We start from the raw sequence: 26,241 nt of genomic DNA, 5'->3' as shown, positions 1-26,241 counted from the left end.
ATTTTATCATATGGTAAATTTAAGATACAAACCTTTAAAATAGCGGTATTTAGTTGAAAGTAAACTGATTTCATTTTAACTCAGTATTTTTTATAATACGCTTCCGTTCCTCATCAATAATGCTAATTGCTTCATCTATCTCATTTTGAGAAAATTCTATTTTTAAATCGCCATTATCAATAGCATTATACATAGTTTCTTCTTTCTTCTTCAATTTTCTATATATTTTCTCATCAACATAGCCTGCATTACCACTATCAGCTGGTTCAGATTTTGTTTGCAAATAATAATATCTGGTATATTGATTATCCTCTAGACCTAGTCTGTGAATTCTATCTCGAGATTGAAGCATGAAAGTTAAATTAAAATTATACTCAAAATACAGGGCATCATGTACTTCTCTATGAAGCGATACTGACTCACCTAATGTTTGAGGATTAGAAATCATTACCATAGTATCACCAAAGCGAAAATCATTAATTAATTTTTGTCTATCAGAAACTTCTGTACCTCCATAAATTAAATTAGCTTGAATCCCCATTTGGTTAAGTCTATTTTTGATTTTTTTCATTGTATTAACAAAAATTGCCCAGACTATAACTTTTTTCCCTTCAGATACCAGCTCTTGAATTTTTTGAATACCTTTTTCAAATTTAGGAGAAATCATACTTGAAAAATCATACTCATCATATCCTTTTGCCTCTTTTATAGCTGAAATAGAGGGTGTTTCTAATCTACTATAAAACAAATCTTCCGAAATTTCTATTGTGTCATTTTTATCATTATCGTCTGCAAACCACATATCTTTATATTCAATCCTTTTGTTAAGTAATTCAGGATTTGTGGACGCTTGTATCAATCGAATTAATCTGGCTAAACTCGACGATTCGTTATAGTATATGGACTGTGCTAATTGTTTCTGTTCCTCGCTAGGTTCCACAACAAAAAATATATCTGGTTCCGGTTTAGGCACCCCCAAATCGTTCTTATTTAAGCGCCAGAAGAAGGGCATCAAAGCTTTGTTTATTTCATCAATTTTCCTAACACTAGGATTTTTTAATTCATCTAAATTCCATCTAAAAAATGCATTGTATTCATTTGCATACAATAAGTGAAGAAAATTATAAATATCTTGATATGAATTAGGTATTGGAGTTCCTGTTAAAACAAATTTAAATCGCAAATTTTTAACTAGTTCCAAAGCAGCCTGAGCACGAATGCCAAAAGGATTTTTTATTCTATGAACTTCATCAAAGACAATCATTGTCTTAATTGACAACAATTCCTGTAACTTGTCTTTGTATTTTGTCAACGATTCATAATTCACTAATACAAGATTCGATATTTTCCAGTTCAAAGATAAATCGAAAGCAAAATCTTTAGAACTTTGACAATCAATTACTTCTAACTGTTTCTTATTTCCAAATACTTGTTTAAATTCTTCTTTCCAACTGTTGAAAGCATTAATAGGACAAATAACCAATAGATTATCCACATGCTCACTTTCAACTTTCGAGGAATTCAAAAATGCAAAAACAGCTAAAATCATCGCAGTCTTACCAGAACCTGGCACGGAAAAGTTCGCAGCTCTAGCCATCCTGTATTCATAGAAAGCCGCCTCAAGTTGCAACTTTTTAAATGGTCGAATAACCTCTGAACCAACTACAGAAACAAACTCTTCAAACTTTTCTTGCTCTCCGTGAATTGCGTATTGTTCAGGAGACTTTAAATAAATACCTAATTTCTTATATTGTTCAATAGAATACCGATTTGAATTTAGATATTCCCGAACATCATCCGATATCTTGACTAATATACCCCTTCTCTCACATCTTTTCTTCGTAACTTCAATAACATACTCAATATCCTTGTAAGAAAATTCATTCTTAATAGTTGAGTTATCCTCTTCAAAATATTCTTCTGATAAATCCGATTCCAGGTTTAGATACCTATCGATACTAGTGATTCTATTAAAAGAACTATCTTGACGAAAAACCGTTGTTTCATCTTTCATACAAAAATAGACACCCTCAAAGACCGAATCTTTTGTATCCTCAAGATTAATTGAAGAATGAATCTGATATTTCTTTAACTCAGAATAGACTACTTCTGTAGCATCTACAGTGAGAATATTAGGCTCTTCGTTATTCCACAGTCGTTCAAATCGTTTCTCATTCGTCTGTATTCTAGACTGTACATTGATACTTGTGTCCCAAGAAACATCTACAGATATGCTTTCATAATTTAATTCCAATCCATTTTTGGTTTCATTAACAGAACCATTAAAGAAAATAATATCCTTATCCGAACTAATTAATCCAAATTTATCATGAAATATCCCTTTTCCAGATGGAATAATCGCGAATTTTACCTCCGCATTACCATTTGCAATCATAAAAGCTAAATTCCCTAACGATTCTTTGGTTTTATTATTTAATACCGATTGTTTTAGCTGTCTAGTTAATTGCTCTAAAGTTTTTTTGAGTTCATAACCTTCTTGTATTTTAAAAAAATCTTCTTCAGAAATATCTGTTGAAATAATAAATTGTGCAAAGCCATTGTTATCGAACAACTTATCCAATCCTTTTGAATACAAAGCTAAACCTTCACTAGAAAAATAAGCAGATACCCTTCTATATATATTTGCTTCAGACAATATTGGTTCATAAAATTCTTGAACCAAATTTTTACTCTGATAAGTTGGTTGAATTTTACTTCTTAAAACTTGAGAAAATACCATAATCCCCCCTAAATCTATCTAGATAGCTTATACGTTAAATCTCGAATTTCTTGAAGAATTTTTTTAGCTTCAAAATATTCATTCTCATGAAGTGCTTTTAAATCATCATGGGTCATAGCTTCTAAAATATCAAAAATTTCCTGTAGCTTTACTAAAGATTGTCTACGGTCTGCTGCAGCCTCTCCTTTATTTGATAGTCTATTCGTTGTTTGTAATAAGCTACTCGCCACTTCTGCAATTTCAGGATTTTTATTAAAATTATCTTTTAAATCGCTTGCTTGTTTTATTGGATTAGTTTCAAAGAACTCAATAATTCTGTCCACATGTTCATCAGTAGCTTCAGTGAAATATTTTTTTATTTCAGGATTATTTAAAATATTATCTTTAACATCTCGAATTTTTCTTGTAATGTCTCTATCTCCAATTTCTGACTTAGCAATTTGTACAGCTAGAATTGTAAGGACATTCATTTTAATTGCTTTTTGTTTTTTGTCTTTCTTTCGTTCCAATTTGGATAATTGCGGTTCAATTGATTCTATAGGACCATCCAAATTCAATTCTCTTGCTATATAAAATTTATCTTCCGGTTTTCCGCCTGGTGAAACAATCTTAAGAAAATCTTTAATTAACTTAGCAAGTCTTAAATCTCGATTAATCCCTCTCGTATTTCCAGCACCACTAGCTTGCTTATATTCTTCGGGGGTCATTAATTTCTGAACTTCAATAGTATTATATACATCAAAAATTCGATCAATTGGATCATAGCTAACTCTCTCTTCTCTTGCAAGCTGTAAATCTAATTCTAATTCTTTTATTTTCTTCTCATCAATTTTATTATGAATATCAAAAGAAAGTATCGCTGCTTCAAAATACCGTCTAATGTTGCTTCCTTTTTGAATCTTACGAAGAGCTGTAAATCTTCTATTCCCATCAATCACTCTTCCGTCAGCAAGAATAACCCCCGGTTCTTGCTGTCCTCTCTCTTCTATAGATTTTTTTGTATCTTTCAAAGCTTGCTTTTTAGACTCAAAAATAAATTTTTCAAATATTTCATTATATTTCGAATCTCCAATTTCTGGTGTTAATTTACCATGATTTGATATGTACTGATGGTAAACCGTATTAATACGACCATTTTGATCATTATAATATAAACATTCTAACGGAAATTTATATACTGGATAGTCTTTTGTTTCTCCCCCAATAGTCAATCGTTTTGTTAAAGTTGTTTTTTCAATATCTCCATTTTTTATCAATTCATTTAAATCATAATTCATTTTCATTCTCCATTCATTTATTTTCCGTAAATTATTATCGGGACTAGGTAAATAGACATCAACTGGCTCAATGGAATCTTATCCTTAAGTCGAGTGAACTCTGTTCCAGAAACATCAACCTCAATGTCGTTATTATCTATATGGTTGTATATTAATTTGCCAATATAATTGATGATATAATATGGATGTGAAACATCATCCGAAAAGAAACCATACTTTTTATTTTCTAAATTTAATTGTTTTATCGAGTATTTCCTAAGAATTTCGTTATTTTTCAATTCCTCAATTAAATCAGGTTTTAATTTACGAAGAAGTTTTTTAGCTTCCATTTGATTAGAACGGGAGATAATTATACTTTTGAAGCCTTTCCCTGTACCCGCATGTGCAACAACACCCCAATTTCCACTTTCTCCATTAACTTTATTAGTTAAATCAACAGTCATATTTCCTGATTTAATAGGAAATTGTCTAAACAATGCTTTTTCACTTCGCGTAGGAGGATTATTGAAATCTTTAATTCTTTTATTATCCAAATATTTAAATTGACTTAGATCTTTATCTATAATCTTAGCAGGTAATAGTGGTGAATTTATTAGTTCTAAAATTTTCACAGCTAAAGCAAAAGATAATTGAACGCAAACAGCATTTCCGATTTGTCTCCACTTTGTAGACTCATCACCGAAGAATTGATAATCTAGAGGATATCCCATAATACAAGCTGCTTCTCTGATAGTTGGCAATCGATACTCGCCATCACCTTTTCTATTACAATCCGATTTATATAGGATAGCCTCCCTAGTACTAGCTGACTGTGTAGCCATAATTGTCCGGCTTGGCTTATCCATATTTTCTGGAAATGACATCTTACCCATATAAGGATGTCTTTGTTTTAAATCCCTAGCTTTTTGCCACTGTACTTGATAGACGCCTGTGTCATAAAAATGATCTTTAAAATTCTCAAACTTAACAGACTCATTTGGATAATTCGGATCTGTTACAAATTTCACAGGCGCCTGATTTAAAGGATTTGGAAAATTTCTAAATAATTTATTTAAAGTAACTTTCTCCTTAGGAACCCTATCAGGAAACGGAAATTCGCCAGTCTTAGTTATTTCCCCACTGACGAACCTTCGCCTTGTCTGTGCAGTACCATAATCATCTGCTTGTAAAACTCCACCATTATATTTGGATTTTATGGCAACAGATTTTGGATTAAGTCCTTGTGAAATAGCCCAATCAACTAAATCCAGTTCTTCAAAAGTATACTCCTCTTGAACATAGTTTTGAGAATTTGGAACATTTTCCATTAACCATGCTTTTAGTTTAGAATTCTTTTGAAATTTCTTTACAGCAATTACCTTAAAAAAAGTATTAATCATATGGATACCAAAATCTTTGTTAGCATTCCCGCCTTGATTAGAAAGAGAAAATAATTGACATGGGGGACTACCAATGATAATATCCGAGTCTGGCAACTTATTGATTTCATCAATATCTTCAAAATCAAGCACGCTCTTAACTTTATCGTTTAACCCATGGTTAAAATTATGAGTCGTGATTGCTGGTTGCCAAACATCAATACCCATAATGACATCATAGCCTGCTCTACGAAATCCTTCCGAAAAACCACCTGCTCCGCAGAAAAAGTCAATCACAGTTAATCTCTTTATTTTCTTATTACTTTTCACAATTTTACCTGTTATCATCTTACGTTATTTATTGTTTGTATTCATTATACCAAAAAAACACGGCATTCCACCGTGTTTCTATGTTTATTTAACCAACTTCCTCATCTCATCAATACGTGCGACTGTCGCATCGTACTTAGCTTGATAGTCGGCTTGTTTGTCGCGTTCTTTTTGGACGACTTCTGGTTTGGCATTGGCTACGAAGCGTTCGTTAGAGAGCTTTTTACCGACCATGTCCAGTTCTTTTTGCCATTTAGCGAGTTCCTTGTCCAGACGAGCGAGTTCTTCTTCGACATTGAGGAGATCTGCCAGTGGCAGATAGATTTCTGCTCCTGTGATGACGCTTGACATAGCGAGTTCAGGTACAGGGATGGTTGATGCGATTTCCAAGTGTTCTGGATTTGTGAAGCGTTTGATGTAGTTGACATTGCTGTTAAAGAAGGCTTCCAAGTCGCTATCGCTAGTTTTCACGAGAATCGTGATAGGCTTGCTTGGTGCTACATTTACTTCCGCACGCGCATTCCGAACGGCACGAATCAAGTCCTTGAGACTTTCGACACCTGTGTGAGCTACAAGGTCTTCAAAGGCTGGGTTGACAGTTGGGTAAGCAGCTGTGACGATAGAACCTTCTGAGATTTGTCCAAAGATTTCCTCTGTCACAAATGGCATGATTGGGTGAAGAAGACGAAGGATCTTGTCCAAAGTATAAAGGAGAACAGAACGTGTGATGACTTTCTCTTCTTCGTTATCGCTATAAAGGACTTCCTTGGTCAACTCAACGTACCAGTCCGCAAACTCATCCCAGATGAAGTTGTAGAGGATGTGGCCAGCAACACCAAACTCAAACTTGTCAAAGTTTTCAGTGACTTTTCCGATGGTTTCATTGAGGTTGTGGAGAATCCAGCGGTCTGTGACATTTCCAGCTTCCTTGTTAACAACTTTTTCGACATTAGCCGTTGCTTGCTCAAGAGTCAAACCTTCATTGTTCATGAGGATGTAGCGAGAGATGTTCCAGATCTTGTTAATGAAGTTCCATGAAGCATCCATTTTCTCGTAAGAGAAGCGCACGTCTTGCCCTGGTGCAGAACCGTTTGAAAGGAACCAACGAAGGCTATCTGTTCCGTACTTATCAATAACATCCATTGGATCAATCCCGTTACCGAGAGATTTCGACATCTTGCGTCCTTGCTCATCACGAATGAGACCATGAATCAAGGCATTTTTGAATGGCGACTTGCCAGTAAATTCCAAACCTTGGAAAATCATCCGAGACACCCAAAACGGAATAATATCATAACCAGTCACCAAAGTTGATGTTGGATAATAACGTTTAAAGTCTTCTGAGTCAACATCCGGCCAGCCCATAGTTGAGAATGGCCAAAGGGCCGAACTGAACCAAGTATCTAAGACGTCTTCGTCCTGAGTCCATCCGTCGCCTTCTGGAGCTTCTTCACCGACATACATTTCACCCTCAGAATTGTACCAAGCAGGGATTTGGTGACCCCACCAGAGCTGACGTGAGATAACCCAGTCGTGGACATTTTCCATCCATTGAAGGAAGGTATCGTTGAAACGAGGTGGGTAGAATTCTACCTTGTCGTCTGTGTCTTGGTTGGCGATGGCATTTTTCGCCAATTGGTCCATCTTAACGAACCATTGCGTAGACAAGCGTGGTTCAACCACGACACCTGTACGCTCTGAGTGACCAACACTGTGGACACGTTTTTCGATTTTAACAAGGGCACCGATTTCTTCCAACTTAGCAACGACCGCCTTACGAGCTTCAAAACGGTCCATGCCTGCAAATTCAAAGGCCAAGTCATTCATAGTTCCGTCGTCGTTCATGACGTTGACTTGTGGCAAGTTGTGACGTTGACCAACTAAGAAGTCGTTTGGATCGTGGGCAGGTGTGATTTTCACGACACCCGTACCAAACTCAGGATCTGCGTGCTCATCTCCAACGATTGGGATGAGTTTATTAGCGATTGGAAGGATGACATGTTGGCCAATCAAATCCTTGTAGCGTGGGTCTTCTGGATTGACTGCAACAGCTACGTCCCCAAACATGGTCTCAGGACGAGTGGTCGCAACTTCAAGGGCGCGTGAGCCGTCTTCCAGCATGTAGTTCATGTGGTAGAAGGCACCTTCGACATCCTTGTGGATCACCTCGATATCAGAAAGGGCTGTGCGAGCTGCTGGGTCCCAGTTGATGATAAACTCACCACGGTAGATCCAGCCTTTCTTATAAAGATCGACAAAGACCTTACGGACGGCTTTTGACAAACCTTCGTCAAGGGTGAAACGCTCACGAGAGTAGTCTACAGAGAGCCCCATCTTGCCCCATTGTTCCTTGATAGTAGTGGCATACTCATCTTTCCATTCCCAGACTTTCTCGAGGAATTTTTCACGACCGAGGTCATAACGCGTAATGCCCTCACCGCGCAAGCGCTGCTCAACCTTAGCCTGAGTGGCAATCCCTGCGTGGTCCATACCCGGAAGCCAAAGCGTATCAAAACCTTGCATGCGTTTTTGACGGATGATGATATCCTGCAAAGTTGTATCCCAAGCGTGACCAAGGTGAAGTTTCCCAGTTACGTTTGGTGGTGGAATAACGATCGAATAAGGCTTAGCCTTTTGATCGCCTGAAGGCTTGAAAACATCCGCATCAAGCCATTTTTGGTAACGACCAGCCTCAACCTCGGCTGGATTGTATTTAGGTGAAAGTTGTTTAGACATGTGTGTGTCCTTTCTAGTTTATATCTTTAAATAAAATTAGCATGTCGGAGATAGACTTTGATTCAACACATCTTGTTTCTATAAGAATTTTCTCTTAGCAAAAAAAACTGTATGAACACGTTACAAATCAAACTCTTAGATTTACATTAACTCTCTCTCATTATCTTCAGAATATGTTTATCAAAGTCCGAGATGATTTTTTGAGTTTGGTTAAATTTTTCGTACTCCTGGATAGCTTTGGAGTCTGCTTGTCTCTCGGAAATACTTCCTTTTCCTTCTAAGATTTCATATTCATTAAAAGATAAAAAACGATCAATACTATCTGCCAATCCTCGCATAGTAAAAGTATTACGGCGCTCAACCAAACCCTCGATATAATCAAAGTAGGCTGTAACTGTTCGCTCTAGTTGTCGGATTTCTTTTTCTTGCAGATAGTTTTTGGCTACCGTTACATCTGATTTGAGCACTCGTCCATCAGGTGCATTCTTCCAAGTAGTTAATCCCATTTTTTCCTTACTTGCATCGGCTTGCTGATAGATAATTTCTGCAGCAGTACTTCCAGTAATTGCATAATGAAATTTATTTTGTACCATAGCATAGAAGTTTTTAGTAATATCAGAGTTTCTATCATAATCTATGGCACATTCGGCAAAGATGTCCGTAATTTGCTGGTAGATTCGGCGCTCGCTAGAACGAATAGAGCGAATTCGTTCTAAAAGTTCACGGAAATAATCTTGTCCGAAAACTGTCTGTCCTTGTTTCAATCGTTCATCATTTAAAACAAAACCTTTGATGATAAATTCTTTCAAGGTGTTGGTCGCCCAAATTCTAAATTGAGTAGCCTTACTGGAATTTACACGGTAACCAACTGAAATGATAGCATCCAGATTGTAATACTCAAGTTCACGCCGGACAGATCTATTTCCCTCTTGTTGAACCTGTGCAAATTTTGCACAAGTTGATATCTTATCCAACTCTCCACTATCATAAATGTTTTTCAAGTGCTTTGTAATGACACTTCGCTCAACTCCAAAGAGCTCTGCAAGACCTTTTTGAGTCAACCAAAGATTTTCATCTTGTAAAAGAATATCTAACTGAACATCGCCATTTGGTGTAGTATACAGGATGAAATTAGAAATTTCATTCAAGACAATTCCACCTCCTCCCTTCAATAAACAATTACTTCTCGTCCTTAAACCTTATACCGTTTTCTTTCAGTTTTTGAACGGTAGCGGGACCAATTCCCTTCAAAGCAAGAACTTCTTTTTCGGTCCATTTTTTAAAATCTGCAGATGTACGGATCCTGTTTTCTACAAAAATGCGAACAAGATCCATCCGAATTTCCTTCATTTTTTCCTCGTTCATAAAGGAGTGCCAGTCGGTTACCTCGGATAAATTTTTTATCATCCTAGAACGATTCGAAGATACTGGTTTACGACGGAACTTTTTCGCCTCGTTTGTTAAAAATTCTGTTAAAATAATGTTTTCTTGTAAATACTCAAGCAGAAAATATAAACTAGCTTGTAGCGATTCAACCGAGTTTGGAAAATAGAATTCTTGCTCTTCTATGTCTAAAATTTTGAAGTGCCAATCTTCCTCTATAAAGAATTCAACGGCTTCATCATTGATTTCCACTAATTTTGCAAATAGCTGACTTGCCTCCTCAATCTTTCCTTGAGCAAAAGCAGAGATAATAGCATGAATGAGGATGGTATCATCCCGTTTTCCTTTATTCAATTCTTCACGATAGAAGCGCTCAACCTTTAGTTCCTGACCAGTAATATGATACAAGGAAAGCATACAGAAAACAAAATTAGGCGGGAACCGTTCTGGTCGCTTACTTAAGTATAAGTTAACCAATTCCAAAGCCTTATAATAAAATTTTTCTGTCATATAATACTCAATTAGAAACATAAGAGCAGTTAGAATAGGGCGTGCTTCAAAAATGTTCCAACTATTGTATCCGTTAATTTTCCATTTTTCTAAAACTAGAGTTTCAAACTCCAATACTTTTTTAAAAGTTTGTAGATCAAAATCTTCAACTTCTGATAAGAATAGATGGAAATCAGCAGCAAAATAATTTGGATTGATCTTTAAAACTTGCTTTAACAGTTTATTTCGCTTCTGTGTATTTGGAGTATGCATGGCTTCTCTGAATAAAGCATTGTCCTGATTCCAGTCAAAAATTCTATTTTTTAGTTGGTAATTGATTTGCTGAACATCTGGAAACTCTCCATGCTCTTCAGCATATTGAACCATTGCGGTATTTTGTTCATCGAAATTTTGAATTTTTCGACGTTCTACAAAAGTTGGTTTTTTAGCCATTATTTCTGTCCAAGCAGCCTCTTCTTCAGAAATAACTTTGATGTCCAACTTTTGCTGGCGTTTTAATTCTTTTTTTCTATTTTTCTTTTTAGTCATCTATTTTCTCCTTTAATTCAGTCTTCAATAGACCCGACTAAACTGCCTTAGATATCCTTACAGTCTCAGATACAGGCTTTAATGGAGAATTCCAGTTCCTCTGTAGCTTGTTTACTTTGAAGGTTATAGAAAAAGTGTGTCAAAATTTTATATGCATTTTTTACGGACGCAAGATTAAGTCCCAAGCGTGACCAAAGTGGAGTTTATAAGTAATGTTTGGTGGTGGGAATCACGATCGAAAAAGGTTTAGAATTTTGAACTCTTTGAGTCTTGAGAACATCTTCTTGAAGTTGTTTTGTTAACGACCAACCTCAACCTCGTCTGGATTGTATTTAGGTGAAAGTTCTTTAGACATGTGTGTGTCCTTTCTAGTTATCTAATTCTATAAACTCGGCTTCAATAACAGAATTTTCTTCCTGTTCCATTAATGAACGTATGCGTGATTCCTTTTCTACAATAAAACGTTTTTGGTAAAAAATATCAGCATACTCTAATACCATTTTCATTTGGGCAGTATCCAGTAATGCACCAATTCCAGCAGAAACAAAGGGGATAGATTTTTTTATAATATTTTTAGTTAATTTTTTTCCAAGCAACTCAAAAGTTTCTTTAAATATTATATTTTCAATTCCTTTCTCTCCTGCCTTTTCTAACGCTTTAGCAGCACTTTTATGAGACAAGGCTCTCATTTGTGTAAGAAGTAATGGAATTCCTCTTCTGGCAGCCATGTCAGACCAAGTTTTTTTCGAAGTTTCTCTAATAATAGTAGCTTTACTCATTAGCATTACTTTGGTAATTACAGCGGATAGTTCATTATTTATATCTGATTTTGCTGGACTTAGAGCGTTAACAAAAACTGAATTTGCAATAATAAGTTCCTCGTTATCATTTTTTACATCATATCCATAATACATGGCAATGGATTGAACAGCTCTAAAATAAATAAAGGTACTTAAAATAAGATTAAAAGGAAGACCTGCAAAACCAAAATATCCAGTTCCACCACCTTCTATAAAGGCAGTAATCAAATTCAGAGTTCGGAAATCATCCACAGCTTTTGAAATTTCATAACTTCGAAGTTTTGGAATATCTTGATAACTATCTAACTTTCCGTACTTTTGAAGATTTTCAACTATCTTTTGATTGCTAACCGATAATTTAGCAGCTTGTTCTTCAATTATTTTAAAACCATTAGAGATTTGTTCCATGGCTTGTATGTAGATTTGTTGTTCCGAAATAGAGTTTCCAACACCTCCAATAATTTCTTTTACTCCATTTGGAATAATTTCTGCTACTCGTTCTCCCAATTTTGCTAAGTGGCTTGGCTTTGTAAGTATTTCATAGCGATTGTTTAATCTATCTAAAGAGTCTATTTCCTTTTTATCTAAAACATCTTCCATAACCTTACTTTTTCCTCGCTTTCGAAATTCTTCAATACATCCCAACTGTTCTATTTTCTCGAATAGTTCAACTAACAGTTTAAACTCCCCCACTCACTCCTCAGCAAGCCGTATATGAGACTGTCACAGCGGTTTCCTTGGGCATCTTTGCGGCCCCGGATTCTAGCTTCAAGAGTGAAACCAAGCTTCTCAGCAACTCGTTGACTTTGGATATTGTAGCCAAAGCAGACCAGTTCAATCTTGTGAAGACCCAATTCTTTAAAACCTAGGTCAATCAAGGCACGCGCTGCTTCTGGTACATATCCTCTACCCCAATAGTCTGGGTGCAAGGTATAGCCAATCTCAAGAACATCATCTTGGTGGCGGTGATTGAAATCAACAGAACCAATGACTTTATCGGTTCCTTTAACGACAATTCCATAGCCTGCTGGGAGATTTCCCTTTTGATTGCGCTCAGGAAGGATATGCTCCAAATAATAAATCTCATCTTCCAAGGTCTTGACGGGGTGAAATGCTGCTGGATAGGCGACCTCTGGCAAACTAGCGTAGGCATGAATATTCTCGGCATCAGCAACTGTGCGGACTCGTAAAACGAGACGTTCGGTTTCTATACGTTCTGGTAATTGTGCTCGCTCCATCTTCAGCCCTCACTTTCCATAAAAAAATGCCCCTGCCATCTACATGACAGGGACGAATGTGTTATCCGCGGTACCACCCAATTTCGGGCAGAGATGCCCGCAACTCTTGTCTTTGAAGGATATACAAAGACACTTTTATTTCATTTTCATCTATCAGCAACTAGTTTTGACACATTTGTGGACTTCTCAGCGCCGCCACTTTCTGTAAAATGTGGGATTCAAAACACCTCTGATGGCTTTATTGTAGCAAGTTTTTGGCGGAAATGCAAGGGACAAGAAAGATTACTTGAACTTGATGCCGTTTTCTTTCAATTTCTTGATGGTAGCTGGGCCGATTCCTTTCAAGGCAAGAAGTTCTTTTTCAGTCCAGTTTTTGAAGTCAGAAGCTGACTTGATGCCTTCATCATAGAAAGTCTTAGCGCGATCTAATGAGAGACCACCCAAAGTAGCTGCGAAATCTTCTACTGAATTCGCCACTTTTTGAGCTTGTTCCTTGGTCGCTTCTACTGCTTGTTCCACTTTTTTAGAGACAACTTTTCCTGCTTGGCTGGCAGATTTTTCCGCATGTTTCACCACTTTTTTGGTCTCTTCGACAACTTTGGTCACTGTAGTTGAAAATGCACCTGAACGACGAAGGCTATTTCGCAATTGTTTTTTACGTTGGAGTTTCTTTGACATGATAAAATCCTTTCAATAAAAAATCCCTGCTCTGACAAGGATTTAATAAAGATATTCTATCAAGATTTTGAGAAAAAATCAAGAAAGGATATTCATTTTAATAGTTTCTCTCACCAAACAAGCCCTCTGGCAAATCATGAAATCCCTTGCCTGCTTTGAAATTTTCAAACTTACCCAGCAAGAACTGGTAGGCATCCAAGCGACTCTCGTAGCGAATCATGGCATCTTTGGCACGCTCGTCTTGGTCTTCTTCGTAGACCTTTTGACTTTCCTTGTGCGCCATGTCGTTGATCATGATCTGGGTATTAACCCAGGCCTCAAATTCCTTCATAAATTCTTGTTCGTAACTCATTGATTCTCCTTATTCTAATCCACGGAAGTAGTCCGTATCAATCTCTCGGTAGGGCTGGATATCCTGAACATACTCTAGCACGCCTTGGAATTCTCCGTTCTCATCGTGTACTGCAGCGTAGGTGATGTGGACAAACTTGCCTCGCGAATCAGACTTGAACCACATTTCATACTTGTCCTTGACTCCTTCACGAAGACCTTTCATAACGGCCTTCACCTTTTCTAGGTACTTGGGCGGATGGCAGAGTTCAACATTGCGCCCAACTTGGGACTGTGTCCGTTTGAAAATCATCTCATCAGCTGGTGCATTGTCATTGTAATACTGGAAAATATTGTCTTTATTGACAAAGGTAATCTCCATAGGGAGGTGATTGAGGATGAGGTTGGCCTGCTCGACCGAGAGATAGCCATTCCCAAAAGCCTGTTGACTATGGCGGTCCAGCACTGCTTCCTTTTCCTTAGGAGTAAAGGTAATGGTGAACTGGCCTTCTGGCGTATCGATAACTTGTTGCACTTGGCCTTCAGCAGTGTCTAGTTCCACGGACTCCACTTCACTCTTTTCCTCAACAAAACTCTGGCGTTCTGGAACCCATTTCTCTGACGGACGGATGATGGCATAGCCGTAGGCATCGCTCTCCTCCGCAATCTGAATCCAGTCATCCTGGGTGAAAGACTCAAGGAGAATCATGAGAAGGATAGACTCTTCCTTGAAAATCATACTTTCAAACTCTGTCGCAAAAGCTTCGAAGGTTTCCTTTACACTGCTAATCGACACTTCTGGTAGTGACTTAGCTGTCGTTAGGGCTGTTTGAAAGAGTTCCCTGATCTGGTCATCCACCCCCCACATGACTTTGGGAGGTGAATCGTGACCATAGCGCTCCATGATGGGGAAAAAGAGCTCTTCCTTGCGTTGGTAGTGGGTATCAAATTGCCCCAAAAGCCCCATTTGACGAACCAAACCCTTACGCATCTCTGTCAGCATTTCCTCGTCTTCCATAGACTCATAGGTATCTAACAATCTCCGAATGCGAATCAAGGCAGCACGGAGAGCCAGATTTTCATCCTTGAAGACGCGAACGGGGTGGCCAGGATGCTCGGTATCCTCTACTTGGACACCCTTAACAGCATTTTTAAAAAGATTAGCATGGACATCACAGAGTTCCATGACATCTTCAAAGGTGACACCTGAGTCTGAGTTCATCAGCTCGTGTTCCATGAGGGAAATCTCAATGGCTGACACACCCGTAAAGGTCGCATCAAAACGCTCCTGAACTGACTCAGGAGAGGCGCCATTGTGCAATTCTAACAAAATATCCCGTAGGATATGAATCCGTTCATCTGCCATTAGTCTAATCCAATCACTTCGTAACCATTCGCTTCCAGTGTGCGGACAATCTTGTCCATAGGAGTTCCTTCGAGCTTCGAACCCTGTTTGAGCGATACCTTACGACCGACAGTATTTCGCATCAAGGGATTAGCAAGTGGTTTAAAACCAAGCTCCACTAGAATTTCCAAGACTTCTGGATGCTTGTCCACCACTTCTGCAACGGGAATTGACACATCGATGATATTGTCCATGACGACCTCCATTGTATGTTTTAAAATGATTTTTCTGCTTATATTATACCACAAGGAGGACTGGCGCACACAAAAAAAGAGGGTCACCCCCTCTTTCTTATACTCAATGAAAATCAAAGAGCAAACCAGGAAGCTAGCCGCAGGCTGTACTTGAGTACGGTAAGGCGACGCTGACATGGTTTGAAGAGATTTTCGAAGAGTATTAGTTTTTATCCAGATTGCGTAGCATTTCGTCAATCTTGTTTCCATATTCGATGGATTCGTCTTTGACGAAGGACAAATCTGGAATTTTGTACAATTTCAAATTGCGACCAAGTTCACGTTTGATGGTACCAGTTGCTTTTTCAAGCCCGATCTGAGCCTTCTGGTTATCCGAAGCAAGGTTACTCAAAATGGTGTAGTAAACCTTGGCAACGGACAGATCACCCAGCATCTGAACATCTGTGATGGTCACGCCTTGGACACGCGGATCACGGACTTTCTTTTGTAAAATCTCATTGACTTCGCGCTTGATTTCCATGCCCACACGATCCGTACGGAAATGATTTGCCATGTTTCTTCCTTTCACTTTTATAATGAACCAAAAGCTAGGCCAGCAGACCTAGCTATTTTTAAGCTTATTGATTTTCATTTCAAATTGAAACAAAGTTCAATTTGAAACCACCCGCTTCTTTCGCTGTGGTGAAAGTGATGGAACTGATTTATCAGTCCCATCACAGGGGATTTTTGAGACCTTAGGCTCAAAAATAAGCAATGAAACCATCGGTTTGCTTGCGTCCCTCACCACCTCAGAAAGGAGCAAAAATCTTATCTCTTGATTTCTTCCATGACGTAGGCCTCAATGACATCATCCATCTTGATATCATTGTAGCCCTCAATCATCAATCCACCTTCACGACCGTTTGTAACTTCTTTGACGTCGTCTTTGTAGTGTTTCAAGCTTGCGAGTTGACCGTCATAGATAACGACACCGTCACGGATGACACGGACTTTAGAGTCACGGGTAACCTTACCACTCGTAACCATGAATCCACCGATGGTTCCCACTTTAGATACCTTGAAGGTTTCACGAATAACCGCTTCACCGATAACTTTTTCTTCGAATTCTGGATCCAACATCCCTTTCATGGCTTCTTCCATCTCTTCGATAACCTTGTAGATAATGCTGTGGAGACGGATTTCTACATCGTCTGCTTCTGCTTGTTGACGAGCTTGTGGTGTAGGGCGTACATTGAAACCTACGATAAAGGCATTTGAAGCTTCCGCAAGAGTCACATCAGATTCATTGATAGCACCGACCGCTGAGTGGACGATGGTAACTTTAACACCTTCCACGTCGATCTTTTGAAGTGAGGCAGAAAGGGCTTCAACAGAACCCTGTACGTCGGCTTTGATGATGACGTTGACTGACTTGAGTTCACCAGCTTTAAGCGTATCAAAGAGGTTTTCAAGGCTGACACGTTGGGTAGCTTGACGTTGTTTCATAAGGGCACGTTTAGCACGTTCTTCACCTGCTGCACGCGCAGATTTTTCATCTTCGTAAACGGCAAAGTGGTCACCCGCCATCGGCGCTTCGTTCAAACCTGTGATAGAAACTGGTGTTGATGGGCCTGCAACCTTGACACGACGACCAAGGTCATTGGTCATAGCACGGACACGACCGAAGGTATTTCCGACAACGATAGGGTCTTGTACATTCAGAGTACCTTGTTGGACAAGAAGGGTTGCGACCGCACCTTTCCCTTTATCCAAACGAGCTTCGATAACCGTACCGATAGCACGCACTGTTGGGTCTGCCTTGAGTTCTTGGATTTCAGCCACAAGAAGGACTGTTTCCAAGAGTTCATCGATGTTTTGGTTGAATTTGGCTGAGATTTCAACAAATTCAGAATCCCCACCCCAAGCTGTTGACATGACACCATGCTCTGCCAATTCACCGATAACACGTTCTGGATTGGCACCTGGTTTATCAATCTTGTTGATGGCTACGATGATTGGGACGTTGGCTGCTTTTGAGTGGTTGATGGCTTCGATAGTCTGAGGCATAACACCGTCATCTGCCGCTACGACCAAGATGGTGATATCGGTAACAGATGCACCACGTGCACGCATCGATGTAAAGGCTGCGTGTCCTGGTGTATCAAGGAAGGTAATCTTCTTGCCATTTTCCACGATTTGGTAGGCACCGATATGCTGAGTGATACCACCTGCCTCTCCTGTCGCAACACGAGAGTTACGAAGGGTATCTAGAAGGGTTGTTTTACCATGGTCAACGTGCCCCATGATCGTCACAACTGGTGGACGCTCAACCAATTCATCTTCATTGAGATAACCATCTTCGACGAAGAAACGCTCGATATCCGCGTTGTCCACTTCAACCTTTTGTTTGGCTTCGATACCATAATCTACCAATAGGAGTTCAATGGTGTCACCATCCAAAGATTGATTTTGTGTGGCCATAACCCCCATCATAAAGAGTTTCTTAACGATTTCAGCTGGTTCACGTTTGATACGTTTTGCGATTTCCGCAACGGTCATACCATCTGTATATTCAAATTCTGTTGGCAATTCATGGAACTTACGCTCTGTAACAGGTTTTGGAGCCTGATTGCGGTTATTTTGCTTGTTGCCTTTTTTATTCTTTTTGTTGTTATTCCAGTTACTATTTCTTTGATTTCTCACTTGATTCTGACTACTTCGATTCTTTTGTTGTTTTCTAGGACCATCTTCTTCGTGATCATAATCGTCACGTTCTTTGTCTGGTCGAGCTTGTTTTTTACGACGTGTATCCACTGGCGCTTCTTTAGCCACAGGAGCTACTGCTACGGCTGGCTGCGTTTGTTCAGCTAACTTAGCAGCTTCCTCAAAGATTTCCTCAGGCTCCTTGCGTTTATTAGCTTGAGCCAAGGCTTCTTTGGCAGCTTGCGATTGTTTGAAGCGCTCCTCGCTTGAGCGTGCGTACTCTGCATTTTGCTCTGCTTTTAGGGCTGCTGCACGGGCTTTAAAGTCAACACGTGGTCCAGCTGGTTTTGGCTGGAAGTCTTGTTGCTGACGGCGATCATTGCCACGATTACCTTGACCTTGTGGTTTTTTCCCTTGGTCATTAAATCGGCGATTGTCGCGGTTTCCTTGACCAGGTTTGCCACCATTACGCCCGTCGTTTTTCGGACGGTTACCGTTTTGTTGTTGGTCACGGTTATTGCCCTTGTTTTGTTTTCGTCGCTCTGCCTGCTCTTTTGCACGTGCCTCACGCTCCGCCTTGAAATTTCGGCTCTGCGGTCTTGCAGCCACTACTTTTTCTTCCTTAGTGACAACTGATTTAGCTGAAACAGGTTTTTCTGCTTTCTTTTCTACACTTGCTTTTGGTGCTGCAGGTTTTGCTTCTGCCTTAGGAACAGGTGCAGGTTTAAAGCTAGCTGCGATTTGTTCAGCAGCGGCAGCTTCCACGCTCGATGAGTGGCTTTTTACATCCAAGCCCAACTCTTTTGCACGCGCTACAACTTCTTTACTTTCTTTTCCAAGTTCTTTTGCGATTTCGTACAATCTTTTCTTAGACAAATCATGTCCTCCTCTTCTATTCCATAAGAGACCTCATTTTCTTTGTAAATCCAGCATCTGTCACAGCCAAAACCTTTCTAGATTTTCCGACTGCTATGCTTAATTCCAGTGTTGAAAACACGGTTATAACTTCTACTTGATAATAGTCACTTTTATCTTGAATCTTCTTGGTTAGATTGGGACCAGCATCATGAGCTAGAAAGACTAGCTTGGCTTTCTGGTCTTGGATAGCCTTGACCACCAATTCCTCACCCGATATGATCCTACCTGCTCGTTGAGCAAGACCCAAGAGATTGCTTATCTTTTGCTTATTCAAGTCCTAACTCTCTTCTTTTTACTTTGTGATCAACATAAGCGATCAACTCGTCATAAAAGCTTTCTTCAACTTCCATGTTAAAGCTACGGTTAAAGACTTTCTTCCTTTTGGCCTCTAGGGCTTCTGCATTGTCTAGCTTGATATAAGCGCCGCGGCCATTGGCCTTGCCTGTCGGATCGATAAAGACCTGTCCTTCTTTGTTCTTGACAATACGCAGCAAATCACGCTTGTCAATCACTTCGTTGGATACAACAGACTTGCGCAAAGGGATTTTTCTTGTTTTCATCTTTCCCTCCCCTAGCAGCTTTTATTCTTCGATCAATTCATCCGCAACTGCGTAATCAACTTGACCTGCTTCTTCCATAGCTTCAAACTCACTGGCAGACTTGATATCGATACGGTAACCCGTCAAGTGAGCTGCCAAGCGAACGTTTTGTCCACGACGACCGATGGCAAGAGAAAGCTTGTTATCAGGTACAACGACCAAGGCACGTTTGCTGTCGTTTTCATCAAAGATAACTTGGTCAACCTCTGCAGGTGCGATGGCATTGTAGATAAACTCAGCTGGATCTGCTACCCACTCGATAACGTCGATGTTTTCTTCTACAGGAATCATACGGTCGCTCTTGGCGTCATAGCGAGCTGGGTGGAACTTGCTGGTGATTTTCTTGATATTAGCACCACCACGCCCAACGATTGTCCCGATAGCGTCCACGTTTGGATTGTGGCTACGAACAGCAACCTTAGTACGGTCACCTGCTTCACGGGCTACGCTCATGATTTCAACAGTTCCATCGTAAACTTCTGGAATTTCTTGCTCCATCAAGCGTTTGATCATTTCTGGATGGCTACGGCTAACAAAGACGTTGACGCCACGAGGGTTGTCTTCAACCTTGTAAACGTAGACTTCGATACGGTCGTGGGAAGCAAAGACTTCTCCAGGGATTTGGTCTTGTTTTGACAATTGAGCTTCGATGCTGCCAAGATTGACATAGATGAAACGGTTGTCAAAACGTTCTACTGTACCAGACATGATTTCTTGTTCATGTTCTTTGTAAGTATTGTAAGTGATGGCACGTGTTTGCTTGCGCATTTTTTCCATAATGGTTTGTTTAGCAGACTGGGCTGCTACACGACCAAACTCAGCTGGTGCTTCTTCAAACTTAATCTTGTCTCCAAGCTCATAGGCTGAATTAATGGCAAGAGCATCTTTCAAGCTGATTTCCAAACGGCTATCAAATACTTCATCAACCACTTCACGGACAGTATAAACTGTAAAGTCACCTGTTTTTTCGTTGAAGTCAATAGCTACGCTATCTGACTGACCATAGCGTCTACGATAAGCGGAACGAAGCGACTCTACTACTGCGTCGATGATGTCTTCTTTTTTGATTCCCTTGTCTTCTTCCAAAATGCGGAAGGCCTCTAGCATTTCTTTACTCATGTTTTCTTTGCTTTTGAATCCTCAAAAGCTATCCTTTCTTTTCTATAGTTTTACTGCTAAACGTGCTTTTGATACTAAACTGTATGGAATTTGGACGGTTTTCTTACGCGTTTTGTCCATATACTCCATAGTCAACTCATCCTCTTCAAAGGATACCAAGGTTCCTTCAAAGACTTTTTGCTTATCGATAGCTTGGTAGAGCCCGACATGGATGTATTTTCCAACTACTCCAGCGACTGCATCCTTGGTTTTCAAAGGACGTTCCAAGCCTGGACTGGTGATTTCTAGAAAATATTGTTCTGGGAAGGGATCAGGCTTGATGGTGTCTAGGACAGGACTGATTATTTCTGTCAGGTCTGCCGTATCGTTCAAGGTAATTCCTTCAGGTTTATCTACAAAAATACTGAGAATCATGTCACTGCCAATCTTTCCATACTCGATATCCACGAGTTCAAAAGGTGCTTGGATGACAGGTTCTACAACTTCTCTGACTAATTCTACGATTGTTGCGATTGCGTCCACCTCCTCATAAGCAAGAGGCGAAGATATTTCCCCGCCTCTCTTTCTCATATTCTAACTATCAGTATAGCACGTTTGTTAATTTATGTAAAGTATAAGCACTCAAACGGCTAGTTTTTAAGCTATTTCTTAAAATTCTGCCTCAACTCGGTAGATCACTTGACCCTTGTTGGAGAATTTTTGCTCATATTCCGTCATGACATTGCCTTCAAAATCACTGGCATGTAAGTCCAACCAAACTCCGTTCAGTTTCATGCCGTACTGAGAAAAACTCACCAGGCTGTACTCAAACAAGCCACGATTGTCTGTCTTGAAATGGATTTCCCCATTCTCAGGCAAGATGCGCTTGAAGGTATCCAAGAAACTCTTGTAGGTCAAACGACGTTTTTCATGGCGTTTTTTAGGCCAAGGATCAGAAAAGTTTAGGTAGAGACGACCAATCTCACCGTCTTCAAAGTAGTCTGTCAAATCCGAACCATCTACCCACAACAACTTGATATTGGGCACTCCAACTTCAAGCACTTTGTCCAAGGCATAACTCAATACCGACTTTTGGATGTCAATCCCAATGTAGTTGATGTCAGGGTTTTGTTTGGCCATACCAGATACGAAGGCTCCTTTGCCACTTCCGACTTCAACATGAATCGGGTTATCATTTCCAAACAAGTCTCGCCATTTCCCTTTAGCTTCCCAGGGATTGAGGACAACATACTGGGGATTAGCCTCTAGTAACTCTGTCGCCCCTTTACGATTTCTAACTCTCATCTCTTCTTTCCATACTTGTCACGGAAGACACGCAAGGCATAAATCTCCCGGTTTACATTATCTAAATCTTGATTTACAAAGTATTTGGTAATCTGACTCAAGTAAGAATACTGGCCGTACCAATACAATTTTTCCAGAACTGTCTGATTGTACTTATAGCCGTAGTCTCTCAACCATTGACGCCACTGATGATCTGGAATATAGTGGCATAGCAAATGCGCCACATCAAACATACGATCCGTCAGACGAACCGAATCCCAATCCACTAGATAAACAAGACCACTCTCTGTCTCAATCCAATTACTATGGCGAAGGTCCCCATGCACAATCGTTGCATAATCTTCTCTAAAGCCTGGAACCGTTCTGCGCAAATCATCAATCACCGAATTTAAGTACTGATGTCGTTTCAAGACTTCAGGTGCTTCTTGCCTCCAAGACTGCAACAAGTCTACTGGCGTCTCCATGGTATATCCCAAACGGCTCAACTGCTTCATCAAGGGACGTGAGCGGTGAAGACGAGTCAAGATATTGATGATCTGCTTGCGATTCATGTCGTGCGGGGTCAATATTTTGCCCGTCAACCATTCTTGGGCACACATATCACGACCGTCCGCTAAACGACGAGTCCATAGTAATTGAGGAGCGATTTGTTCTCTGGCTAGGCCAGGTAGGATTGGAGAGGTGTTCATTTTTACAAAGACGCGCTTCCCATCAGGGTAGCTTCCCATATAAGCCTTGCCGCTCTTCCCAGGTATAGGGGTCAGCGTTAGCTCATTATCACCCAAGTCCATTTCTTTCCTCCGTATAAAGTTTCCTTACTATTCTACTAGTTTTTGGTCTATTCGTCAACCAATCTTTTCACTTGGTAAGGTAAATAAAACAATTGTAGGAAGAGACTTGCTCCTACAAGAACCAACAAGGCTATTTTTTCTTGAAAAACTACTACTCCGGCCAGCAATTCCAACAAAAGAACTACACTTCCCACACCGAACACAATCTGTTTCAAGCCCTTCTCTTTTTCACCCTTTTCTAAAGGAAAGAGCTGGGTCAAGTATTGGTAATCAAAGGCATGATAGAGGGCAAATAACTGAAAGAGCAAGAGATAGTTAAACAAAACCACCACTGCCGTCGCAATCCAAGACTGCTCGATAAAGATCTCAGCTAACAAGGATAGGAGTAAGAGGCGGAGACTGAGGGCAAAGAGGTCTCCATTTCGCAGATAAGAGCGAAGATAGAGGTTTTGCCAGATCTTCCCTGGCACCTTTTGAACAGTCTTTAGGATGAAATCCAGATAAGCGCGACGCTTGACACTGTTTGAAACGCCCTTGACCTGAGTAAAGAGAGCAAAGAAACGAAGCAAGACTTGCTTGCGCTTGCTTTCTTGGGCAATGACATAGTCCCAGTCCAGCCCAGTTTCAGTGAAAAATTTGCTGGCTTTGTGGCGAAAGAGGAGGTATTTCCCAATCCCCAATAAAAGCACATAGACGAGAAAGACTGACAAGCCATAGCCCATGGCTAAAAACAAAGGCGCAAACAAGAGTAAAAAGAGGGTTTGAACAATTGTCCAGAAAACCAATGAACGAGACGTCTGCCCTTTGAGGTACAACTTGACCTCCTCTTCACTGACTAAAAGAAATAGCTTGTCAGGTGCTGCTATGTAGGTCGCGATTCCTCCCCAAGCCAAAAGCAAGGCAGATACAATTCCCAAACACAAGAGGATGGGCCAATGATTTTCAGGGAAATCTTGCAAGAGTTGACTGTACTGATAGGCTAGAAAACCGATGAGAACCAGCAGGAACAAGACAAAGTGGTCATTGAGAACATAGCGCAGATAACCGACACACTCCTTACGAAAAGCCTGCTTTCGCTTTAGAAACAAGTCTTTCATAGGCCCTCCTCTTTGGTTAGAGCCAAGTAAATGTCGTTCAAGCTAGCCTCGGGCATGTCAAAGGCCTCGCGGAGTTGCTGGAGGTTCCCCTGAGCCCGAACTTCTCCCTTGTGGAGGATAACAAAGGCGTCACACATTTTTTCCGCAGAGTCCAGCACGTGGGTACTCATGAGAATGGACTTGCCTTTTTGCTTTTCTACTTCCAAAAGCTGAATCAAGTCAGAAATAGCCAGCGGATCGAGCCCAAGGAAAGGCTCATCCACGATAAAGAGGCTAGGATCTACCACAAAGGCACAGATAATCATGACCTTCTGCTTCATCCCTTTGGAGAAATGAACAGGAAACCAGTCTAATTTTTGATCCAGACGAAACATCTTTAACAAAGGTTCTACTCGCTCAAAAGCTATATTTTGCTCAATACCATAAGCCATGGCAACCGTCTCGATATGCTCCCTGAGGGTCAGTTCTTCATACAAGCTAGGCGTCTCTGGGATGTAGCCAATCTGCTTGCGGTAGCTAGTCGCATCTTCTCGCAAGGTGAGACCATTAATCTTGATTTCCCCACTGTAAGGTGTCAACAGACCGATAATCTCATTGATTGTCGTTGATTTCCCAGCACCGTTGAGACCAATCAACCCGACCAACTGCCCACTTTCAACTGTAAAGGACACATCTTTCAAGACAGGGACATGAACATAGCCTCCTGTCAGGTTTTTAATTTCTAACATATTTTCTCCAAATCTGGTATAATGTAGCTATATTATATCAAAATTCAATACAGTAGAGGTGGATTTTATGTCAGATTGCATTTTTTGTAAGATCATCGCAGGGGAGATTCCTGCTTCAAAAGTATACGAGGATGAGCAGGTTCTTGCCTTTCTTGATATCTCTCAAGTAACGCCTGGACACACCTTGGTCGTACCAAAAGAGCACTACCGCAATCTTTTGGAGATGGATGCTGCGAGCGCTAGCCAACTCTTTGCCCAAGTGCCAACAGTGGCTCAAAAAGTTATGAAGGCTACCAAGGCTGCTGGCATGAATATCATTGCCAACTGTGAGGAAGTCGCTGGTCAAACTGTCTTTCATACCCATGTGCACCTCGTACCTCGCTACGGTGCAGAAGATGACCTCAAGATTGACTTTATTGCCCACGAACCTGACTTTGACAAACTTGCCCAAGTCGCTGAAACTATTAGAAACGCTTAAGGAGTTGCCATGAAACTATCAAATCTATTGCTATTCGCAGGAGCTGCAGCTGGAAGTTATTTTGTCATAAAAAATCGCCAAGCCATCACAGAGGAGTTGATGGATACTAGCGACCGTGTCGAAGCTATGAAGGAGGATTTGGATGTCATTCAAAACAGCCTGCAAATCATCGACCAACAAAAAGCCCTTATCAAGGAATATCAAAAAGATTTGACCTACAAGTTCAAAGTCTTGGAAAAGGATTTCCAAACCAGAATGGCAGTCCTCCAAGAAGAAAAACAAGGATAAGAGAATCTCCAACTTTCCTTAAACTCTTTTTGGGATACTAGGTTTGAACAGAAAAGGGAGGGAATGAAAGTGAAACAGTTTTTAAAAGTTCTAGCTAAGGTCATCGCGATCCCTTGTGGCTGCCTCTGCCTGCTTGCAGCCCTGGCATTTCTACTACTTATGAATCTTTTCAAGGCCTCACCGAGTGACATCCAAAAAGGGAATGACGACTTAAAACAAATCTTTATCTCTCTTGACATGCCTCCTGAGAAAGTAGAATCAAATGGAAGGTATCAATTCGAGGGTGGAGGCTTACATTTTTATGTTACTTTCTCAGATGAGGTCATCAATAGCCACCCCGTCCTAAAAGAAAGTCCAAAACTCACCAAAAACCGACTCGAAGTCTATGTCCTCCAGACAGGAGAGATTTCCTACTATAAAGTAGGGGATAACTTGTTCAATCATGGTTTATTGCAGTTTTTAGAGAAAGAAAGCGAGAAGTATCTCCAAGAAATCAGAAAGAAATTTAATCCCAATTACTCAATTCTCTTTTGGAATGATCAGGAAAGTCTAAAAAAGGGGATTGTATTCTATGAAAAAGCTTTGACTTTGGTGGATATTCAGGATAATTCGGCAATCAACCACATTGATACCATCACCGTTAAGCCTGGCAAAGAAGCGGAAATCAAGCAACTCATCCGGGAGATGGATGAGGCTGGCTTGCTCACTCAAAAGTATAAATAGTAAACTAACTGGAAAATGATTTTTCGA

General features: G+C 40.1%; 25 protein-coding genes and 1 pseudogene. 3 read left to right on the top strand and 23 right to left on the bottom strand.

Going from position 1 to position 26,241, the window contains the following annotated elements; genetic code table 11:
- Positions 1-70 precede the first annotated feature (70 nt).
- From HMPREF9184_RS00755 to HMPREF9184_RS00650, 23 genes and pseudogenes are all read right to left on the bottom strand, one after another.
- The gene (locus HMPREF9184_RS00755; protein WP_000232084.1) at positions 71-2,740 is read right to left on the bottom strand and encodes an SNF2-related protein; all 2,670 of its coding nucleotides are present in this window, start codon (positions 2,738-2,740) and stop codon (positions 71-73) included.
- A gap of 14 nt (positions 2,741-2,754) precedes the next feature.
- Positions 2,755-4,017 carry a ParB N-terminal domain-containing protein gene (locus tag HMPREF9184_RS00750; RefSeq protein WP_001105099.1) on the bottom strand — a complete coding sequence of 421 codons (1,263 nt, stop codon included), beginning with the start codon at positions 4,015-4,017 and terminating at the stop codon, positions 2,755-2,757.
- Positions 4,018-4,034: 17 nt separating this feature from the next.
- Positions 4,035-5,705, bottom strand: coding sequence for a DNA cytosine methyltransferase (locus HMPREF9184_RS00745; RefSeq protein ID WP_232196688.1), 1,671 nt, complete (start codon positions 5,703-5,705; stop codon positions 4,035-4,037).
- Between the two features lie 84 nt (positions 5,706-5,789).
- A complete protein-coding gene (locus HMPREF9184_RS00740; protein WP_000043324.1) occupies positions 5,790-8,441 on the bottom strand; it encodes a valine--tRNA ligase in 2,652 nt (883 codons plus the stop codon).
- 146 nt (positions 8,442-8,587) lie between these two features.
- A complete protein-coding gene (locus HMPREF9184_RS00735; RefSeq protein WP_033585883.1) occupies positions 8,588-9,589 on the bottom strand; it encodes a virulence RhuM family protein in 1,002 nt (333 codons plus the stop codon).
- A 31-nt stretch (positions 9,590-9,620) separates the two neighbouring features.
- Complete coding sequence (locus HMPREF9184_RS00730) at positions 9,621-10,862, bottom strand: hypothetical protein (protein WP_000162666.1); 1,242 nt, start codon at positions 10,860-10,862, stop codon at positions 9,621-9,623.
- A 166-nt stretch (positions 10,863-11,028) separates the two neighbouring features.
- Positions 11,029-11,217, bottom strand: a pseudogene (locus HMPREF9184_RS09835) (class I tRNA ligase family protein); the annotation flags it as partial.
- A 13-nt stretch (positions 11,218-11,230) separates the two neighbouring features.
- Entirely contained in the window at positions 11,231-12,355 is a 1,125-nt protein-coding gene (locus tag HMPREF9184_RS00725; protein WP_000503604.1) for an EcsC family protein, read from the bottom strand.
- Entirely contained in the window at positions 12,334-12,900 is a 567-nt protein-coding gene (locus HMPREF9184_RS00720; protein ID WP_000438919.1) for a GNAT family N-acetyltransferase, read from the bottom strand. Before HMPREF9184_RS00720 ends, HMPREF9184_RS00725 begins: the two co-directional genes overlap by 22 nt.
- 282 nt (positions 12,901-13,182) lie before the next feature.
- Positions 13,183-13,578: a helix-hairpin-helix domain-containing protein gene (locus HMPREF9184_RS00715; protein ID WP_000038707.1), complete on the bottom strand. Its 396-nt coding sequence runs from the start codon at positions 13,576-13,578 to the stop codon at positions 13,183-13,185.
- A gap of 97 nt (positions 13,579-13,675) precedes the next feature.
- Entirely contained in the window at positions 13,676-13,930 is a 255-nt protein-coding gene (locus HMPREF9184_RS00710) for a DUF1912 family protein (RefSeq protein ID WP_000119707.1), read from the bottom strand.
- 9 nt (positions 13,931-13,939) lie between these two features.
- Complete coding sequence (locus tag HMPREF9184_RS00705; protein ID WP_000752878.1) at positions 13,940-15,274, bottom strand: DUF438 domain-containing protein; 1,335 nt, start codon at positions 15,272-15,274, stop codon at positions 13,940-13,942.
- A complete protein-coding gene (locus tag HMPREF9184_RS00700; protein WP_000368739.1) occupies positions 15,274-15,507 on the bottom strand; it encodes a DUF1858 domain-containing protein in 234 nt (77 codons plus the stop codon). Before HMPREF9184_RS00700 ends, HMPREF9184_RS00705 begins: the two co-directional genes overlap by 1 nt.
- Before the next feature lie 202 nt (positions 15,508-15,709).
- Positions 15,710-16,060, bottom strand: a complete 351-nt coding sequence (gene rbfA / locus HMPREF9184_RS00695) for a 30S ribosome-binding factor RbfA (protein WP_001273598.1) — start codon at positions 16,058-16,060, stop codon at positions 15,710-15,712.
- 254 nt (positions 16,061-16,314) lie between these two features.
- Positions 16,315-19,065 (bottom strand): translation initiation factor IF-2, encoded by a 2,751-nt coding sequence (gene infB, locus HMPREF9184_RS00690; RefSeq protein WP_000039177.1) that lies wholly within the window; start codon positions 19,063-19,065, stop codon positions 16,315-16,317.
- 16 nt (positions 19,066-19,081) lie between these two features.
- Positions 19,082-19,381, bottom strand: a complete 300-nt coding sequence (locus HMPREF9184_RS00685) for a YlxQ-related RNA-binding protein (protein WP_001041396.1) — start codon at positions 19,379-19,381, stop codon at positions 19,082-19,084.
- The gene (rnpM, locus tag HMPREF9184_RS00680; protein WP_000857566.1) at positions 19,374-19,667 is read right to left on the bottom strand and encodes an RNase P modulator RnpM; all 294 of its coding nucleotides are present in this window, start codon (positions 19,665-19,667) and stop codon (positions 19,374-19,376) included. Before rnpM ends, HMPREF9184_RS00685 begins: the two co-directional genes overlap by 8 nt.
- A 21-nt stretch (positions 19,668-19,688) precedes the next feature.
- Positions 19,689-20,825, bottom strand: a complete 1,137-nt coding sequence (gene nusA / locus HMPREF9184_RS00675) for a transcription termination factor NusA (RefSeq protein ID WP_000032280.1) — start codon at positions 20,823-20,825, stop codon at positions 19,689-19,691.
- Positions 20,826-20,867: 42 nt separating this feature from the next.
- Positions 20,868-21,347: a ribosome maturation factor RimP gene (gene rimP / locus HMPREF9184_RS00670; RefSeq protein ID WP_000338697.1), complete on the bottom strand. Its 480-nt coding sequence runs from the start codon at positions 21,345-21,347 to the stop codon at positions 20,868-20,870.
- Between the two features lie 126 nt (positions 21,348-21,473).
- Positions 21,474-22,109: a tRNA (guanosine(46)-N7)-methyltransferase TrmB gene (trmB, locus tag HMPREF9184_RS00665; RefSeq protein WP_001266109.1), complete on the bottom strand. Its 636-nt coding sequence runs from the start codon at positions 22,107-22,109 to the stop codon at positions 21,474-21,476.
- Positions 22,106-22,900 (bottom strand): cell cycle regulator CcrZ, encoded by a 795-nt coding sequence (gene ccrZ, locus HMPREF9184_RS00660; protein WP_000363013.1) that lies wholly within the window; start codon positions 22,898-22,900, stop codon positions 22,106-22,108. Before ccrZ ends, trmB begins: the two co-directional genes overlap by 4 nt.
- 47 nt (positions 22,901-22,947) lie before the next feature.
- Complete coding sequence (locus tag HMPREF9184_RS00655; protein WP_000653783.1) at positions 22,948-23,997, bottom strand: ABC transporter permease; 1,050 nt, start codon at positions 23,995-23,997, stop codon at positions 22,948-22,950.
- Positions 23,994-24,725 carry an ABC transporter ATP-binding protein gene (locus HMPREF9184_RS00650; protein ID WP_000889943.1) on the bottom strand — a complete coding sequence of 244 codons (732 nt, stop codon included), beginning with the start codon at positions 24,723-24,725 and terminating at the stop codon, positions 23,994-23,996. Before HMPREF9184_RS00650 ends, HMPREF9184_RS00655 begins: the two co-directional genes overlap by 4 nt.
- Before the next feature lie 67 nt (positions 24,726-24,792).
- Between HMPREF9184_RS00650 and HMPREF9184_RS00645 the strand changes: the two genes are divergently transcribed.
- The 3 genes from HMPREF9184_RS00645 to HMPREF9184_RS00635 all read left to right on the top strand — a co-directional run bounded on the left by HMPREF9184_RS00645 (position 24,793) and on the right by HMPREF9184_RS00635 (position 26,214).
- Positions 24,793-25,203: an HIT family protein gene (locus tag HMPREF9184_RS00645; RefSeq protein WP_001278313.1), complete on the top strand. Its 411-nt coding sequence runs from the start codon at positions 24,793-24,795 to the stop codon at positions 25,201-25,203.
- A gap of 9 nt (positions 25,204-25,212) precedes the next feature.
- Complete coding sequence (locus tag HMPREF9184_RS00640; protein WP_000777736.1) at positions 25,213-25,491, top strand: hypothetical protein; 279 nt, start codon at positions 25,213-25,215, stop codon at positions 25,489-25,491.
- A 63-nt stretch (positions 25,492-25,554) separates the two neighbouring features.
- Complete coding sequence (locus HMPREF9184_RS00635) at positions 25,555-26,214, top strand: hypothetical protein (protein WP_000865425.1); 660 nt, start codon at positions 25,555-25,557, stop codon at positions 26,212-26,214.
- Positions 26,215-26,241 lie beyond the last annotated feature (27 nt).

The sequence above is a fragment of the Streptococcus sp. oral taxon 058 str. F0407 genome (genome assembly GCF_000235485.1).
Taxonomy (GTDB): Bacteria; Bacillota; Bacilli; order Lactobacillales; family Streptococcaceae; genus Streptococcus.
The sequence above is the reverse complement of the archived record's forward strand: the minus strand, read 5'-3'. Positions and strand labels throughout refer to the sequence as shown.

Bases quoted from the DNA above. Each gene is read 5' to 3' on its own strand.
- HMPREF9184_RS00640 (WP_000777736.1), top strand. From the start codon at position 25,213: ATGAAACTATCAAATCTATTGCTATTCGCAGGAGCTGCAGCTGGAAGT.
- HMPREF9184_RS00755 (WP_000232084.1), bottom strand. From the start codon at position 2,740: ATGGTATTTTCTCAAGTTTTAAGAAGTAAAATTCAACCAACTTATCAG.
- HMPREF9184_RS00700 (WP_000368739.1), bottom strand. From the start codon at position 15,507: ATGGACAATATCATCGATGTGTCAATTCCCGTTGCAGAAGTGGTGGAC.
- ccrZ (WP_000363013.1), bottom strand. From the start codon at position 22,900: ATGGACTTGGGTGATAATGAGCTAACGCTGACCCCTATACCTGGGAAG.
- nusA (WP_000032280.1), bottom strand. From the start codon at position 20,825: ATGAGTAAAGAAATGCTAGAGGCCTTCCGCATTTTGGAAGAAGACAAG.
- HMPREF9184_RS00705 (WP_000752878.1), bottom strand. From the start codon at position 15,274: ATGGCAGATGAACGGATTCATATCCTACGGGATATTTTGTTAGAATTG.
- HMPREF9184_RS00740 (WP_000043324.1), bottom strand. From the start codon at position 8,441: ATGTCTAAACAACTTTCACCTAAATACAATCCAGCCGAGGTTGAGGCT.
- HMPREF9184_RS00710 (WP_000119707.1), bottom strand. From the start codon at position 13,930: ATGAGTTACGAACAAGAATTTATGAAGGAATTTGAGGCCTGGGTTAAT.
- HMPREF9184_RS00645 (WP_001278313.1), top strand. From the start codon at position 24,793: ATGTCAGATTGCATTTTTTGTAAGATCATCGCAGGGGAGATTCCTGCT.
- rnpM (WP_000857566.1), bottom strand. From the start codon at position 19,667: ATGAAAACAAGAAAAATCCCTTTGCGCAAGTCTGTTGTATCCAACGAA.
- trmB (WP_001266109.1), bottom strand. From the start codon at position 22,109: ATGAGAGTTAGAAATCGTAAAGGGGCGACAGAGTTACTAGAGGCTAAT.
- HMPREF9184_RS00720 (WP_000438919.1), bottom strand. From the start codon at position 12,900: ATGGAGCGAGCACAATTACCAGAACGTATAGAAACCGAACGTCTCGTT.
- HMPREF9184_RS00730 (WP_000162666.1), bottom strand. From the start codon at position 10,862: ATGACTAAAAAGAAAAATAGAAAAAAAGAATTAAAACGCCAGCAAAAG.
- HMPREF9184_RS00635 (WP_000865425.1), top strand. From the start codon at position 25,555: ATGAAAGTGAAACAGTTTTTAAAAGTTCTAGCTAAGGTCATCGCGATC.
- HMPREF9184_RS00750 (WP_001105099.1), bottom strand. From the start codon at position 4,017: ATGAATTATGATTTAAATGAATTGATAAAAAATGGAGATATTGAAAAA.
- HMPREF9184_RS00650 (WP_000889943.1), bottom strand. From the start codon at position 24,725: ATGTTAGAAATTAAAAACCTGACAGGAGGCTATGTTCATGTCCCTGTC.
- HMPREF9184_RS00655 (WP_000653783.1), bottom strand. From the start codon at position 23,997: ATGAAAGACTTGTTTCTAAAGCGAAAGCAGGCTTTTCGTAAGGAGTGT.
- HMPREF9184_RS00715 (WP_000038707.1), bottom strand. From the start codon at position 13,578: ATGTCAAAGAAACTCCAACGTAAAAAACAATTGCGAAATAGCCTTCGT.
- rbfA (WP_001273598.1), bottom strand. From the start codon at position 16,060: ATGGCAAATCATTTCCGTACGGATCGTGTGGGCATGGAAATCAAGCGC.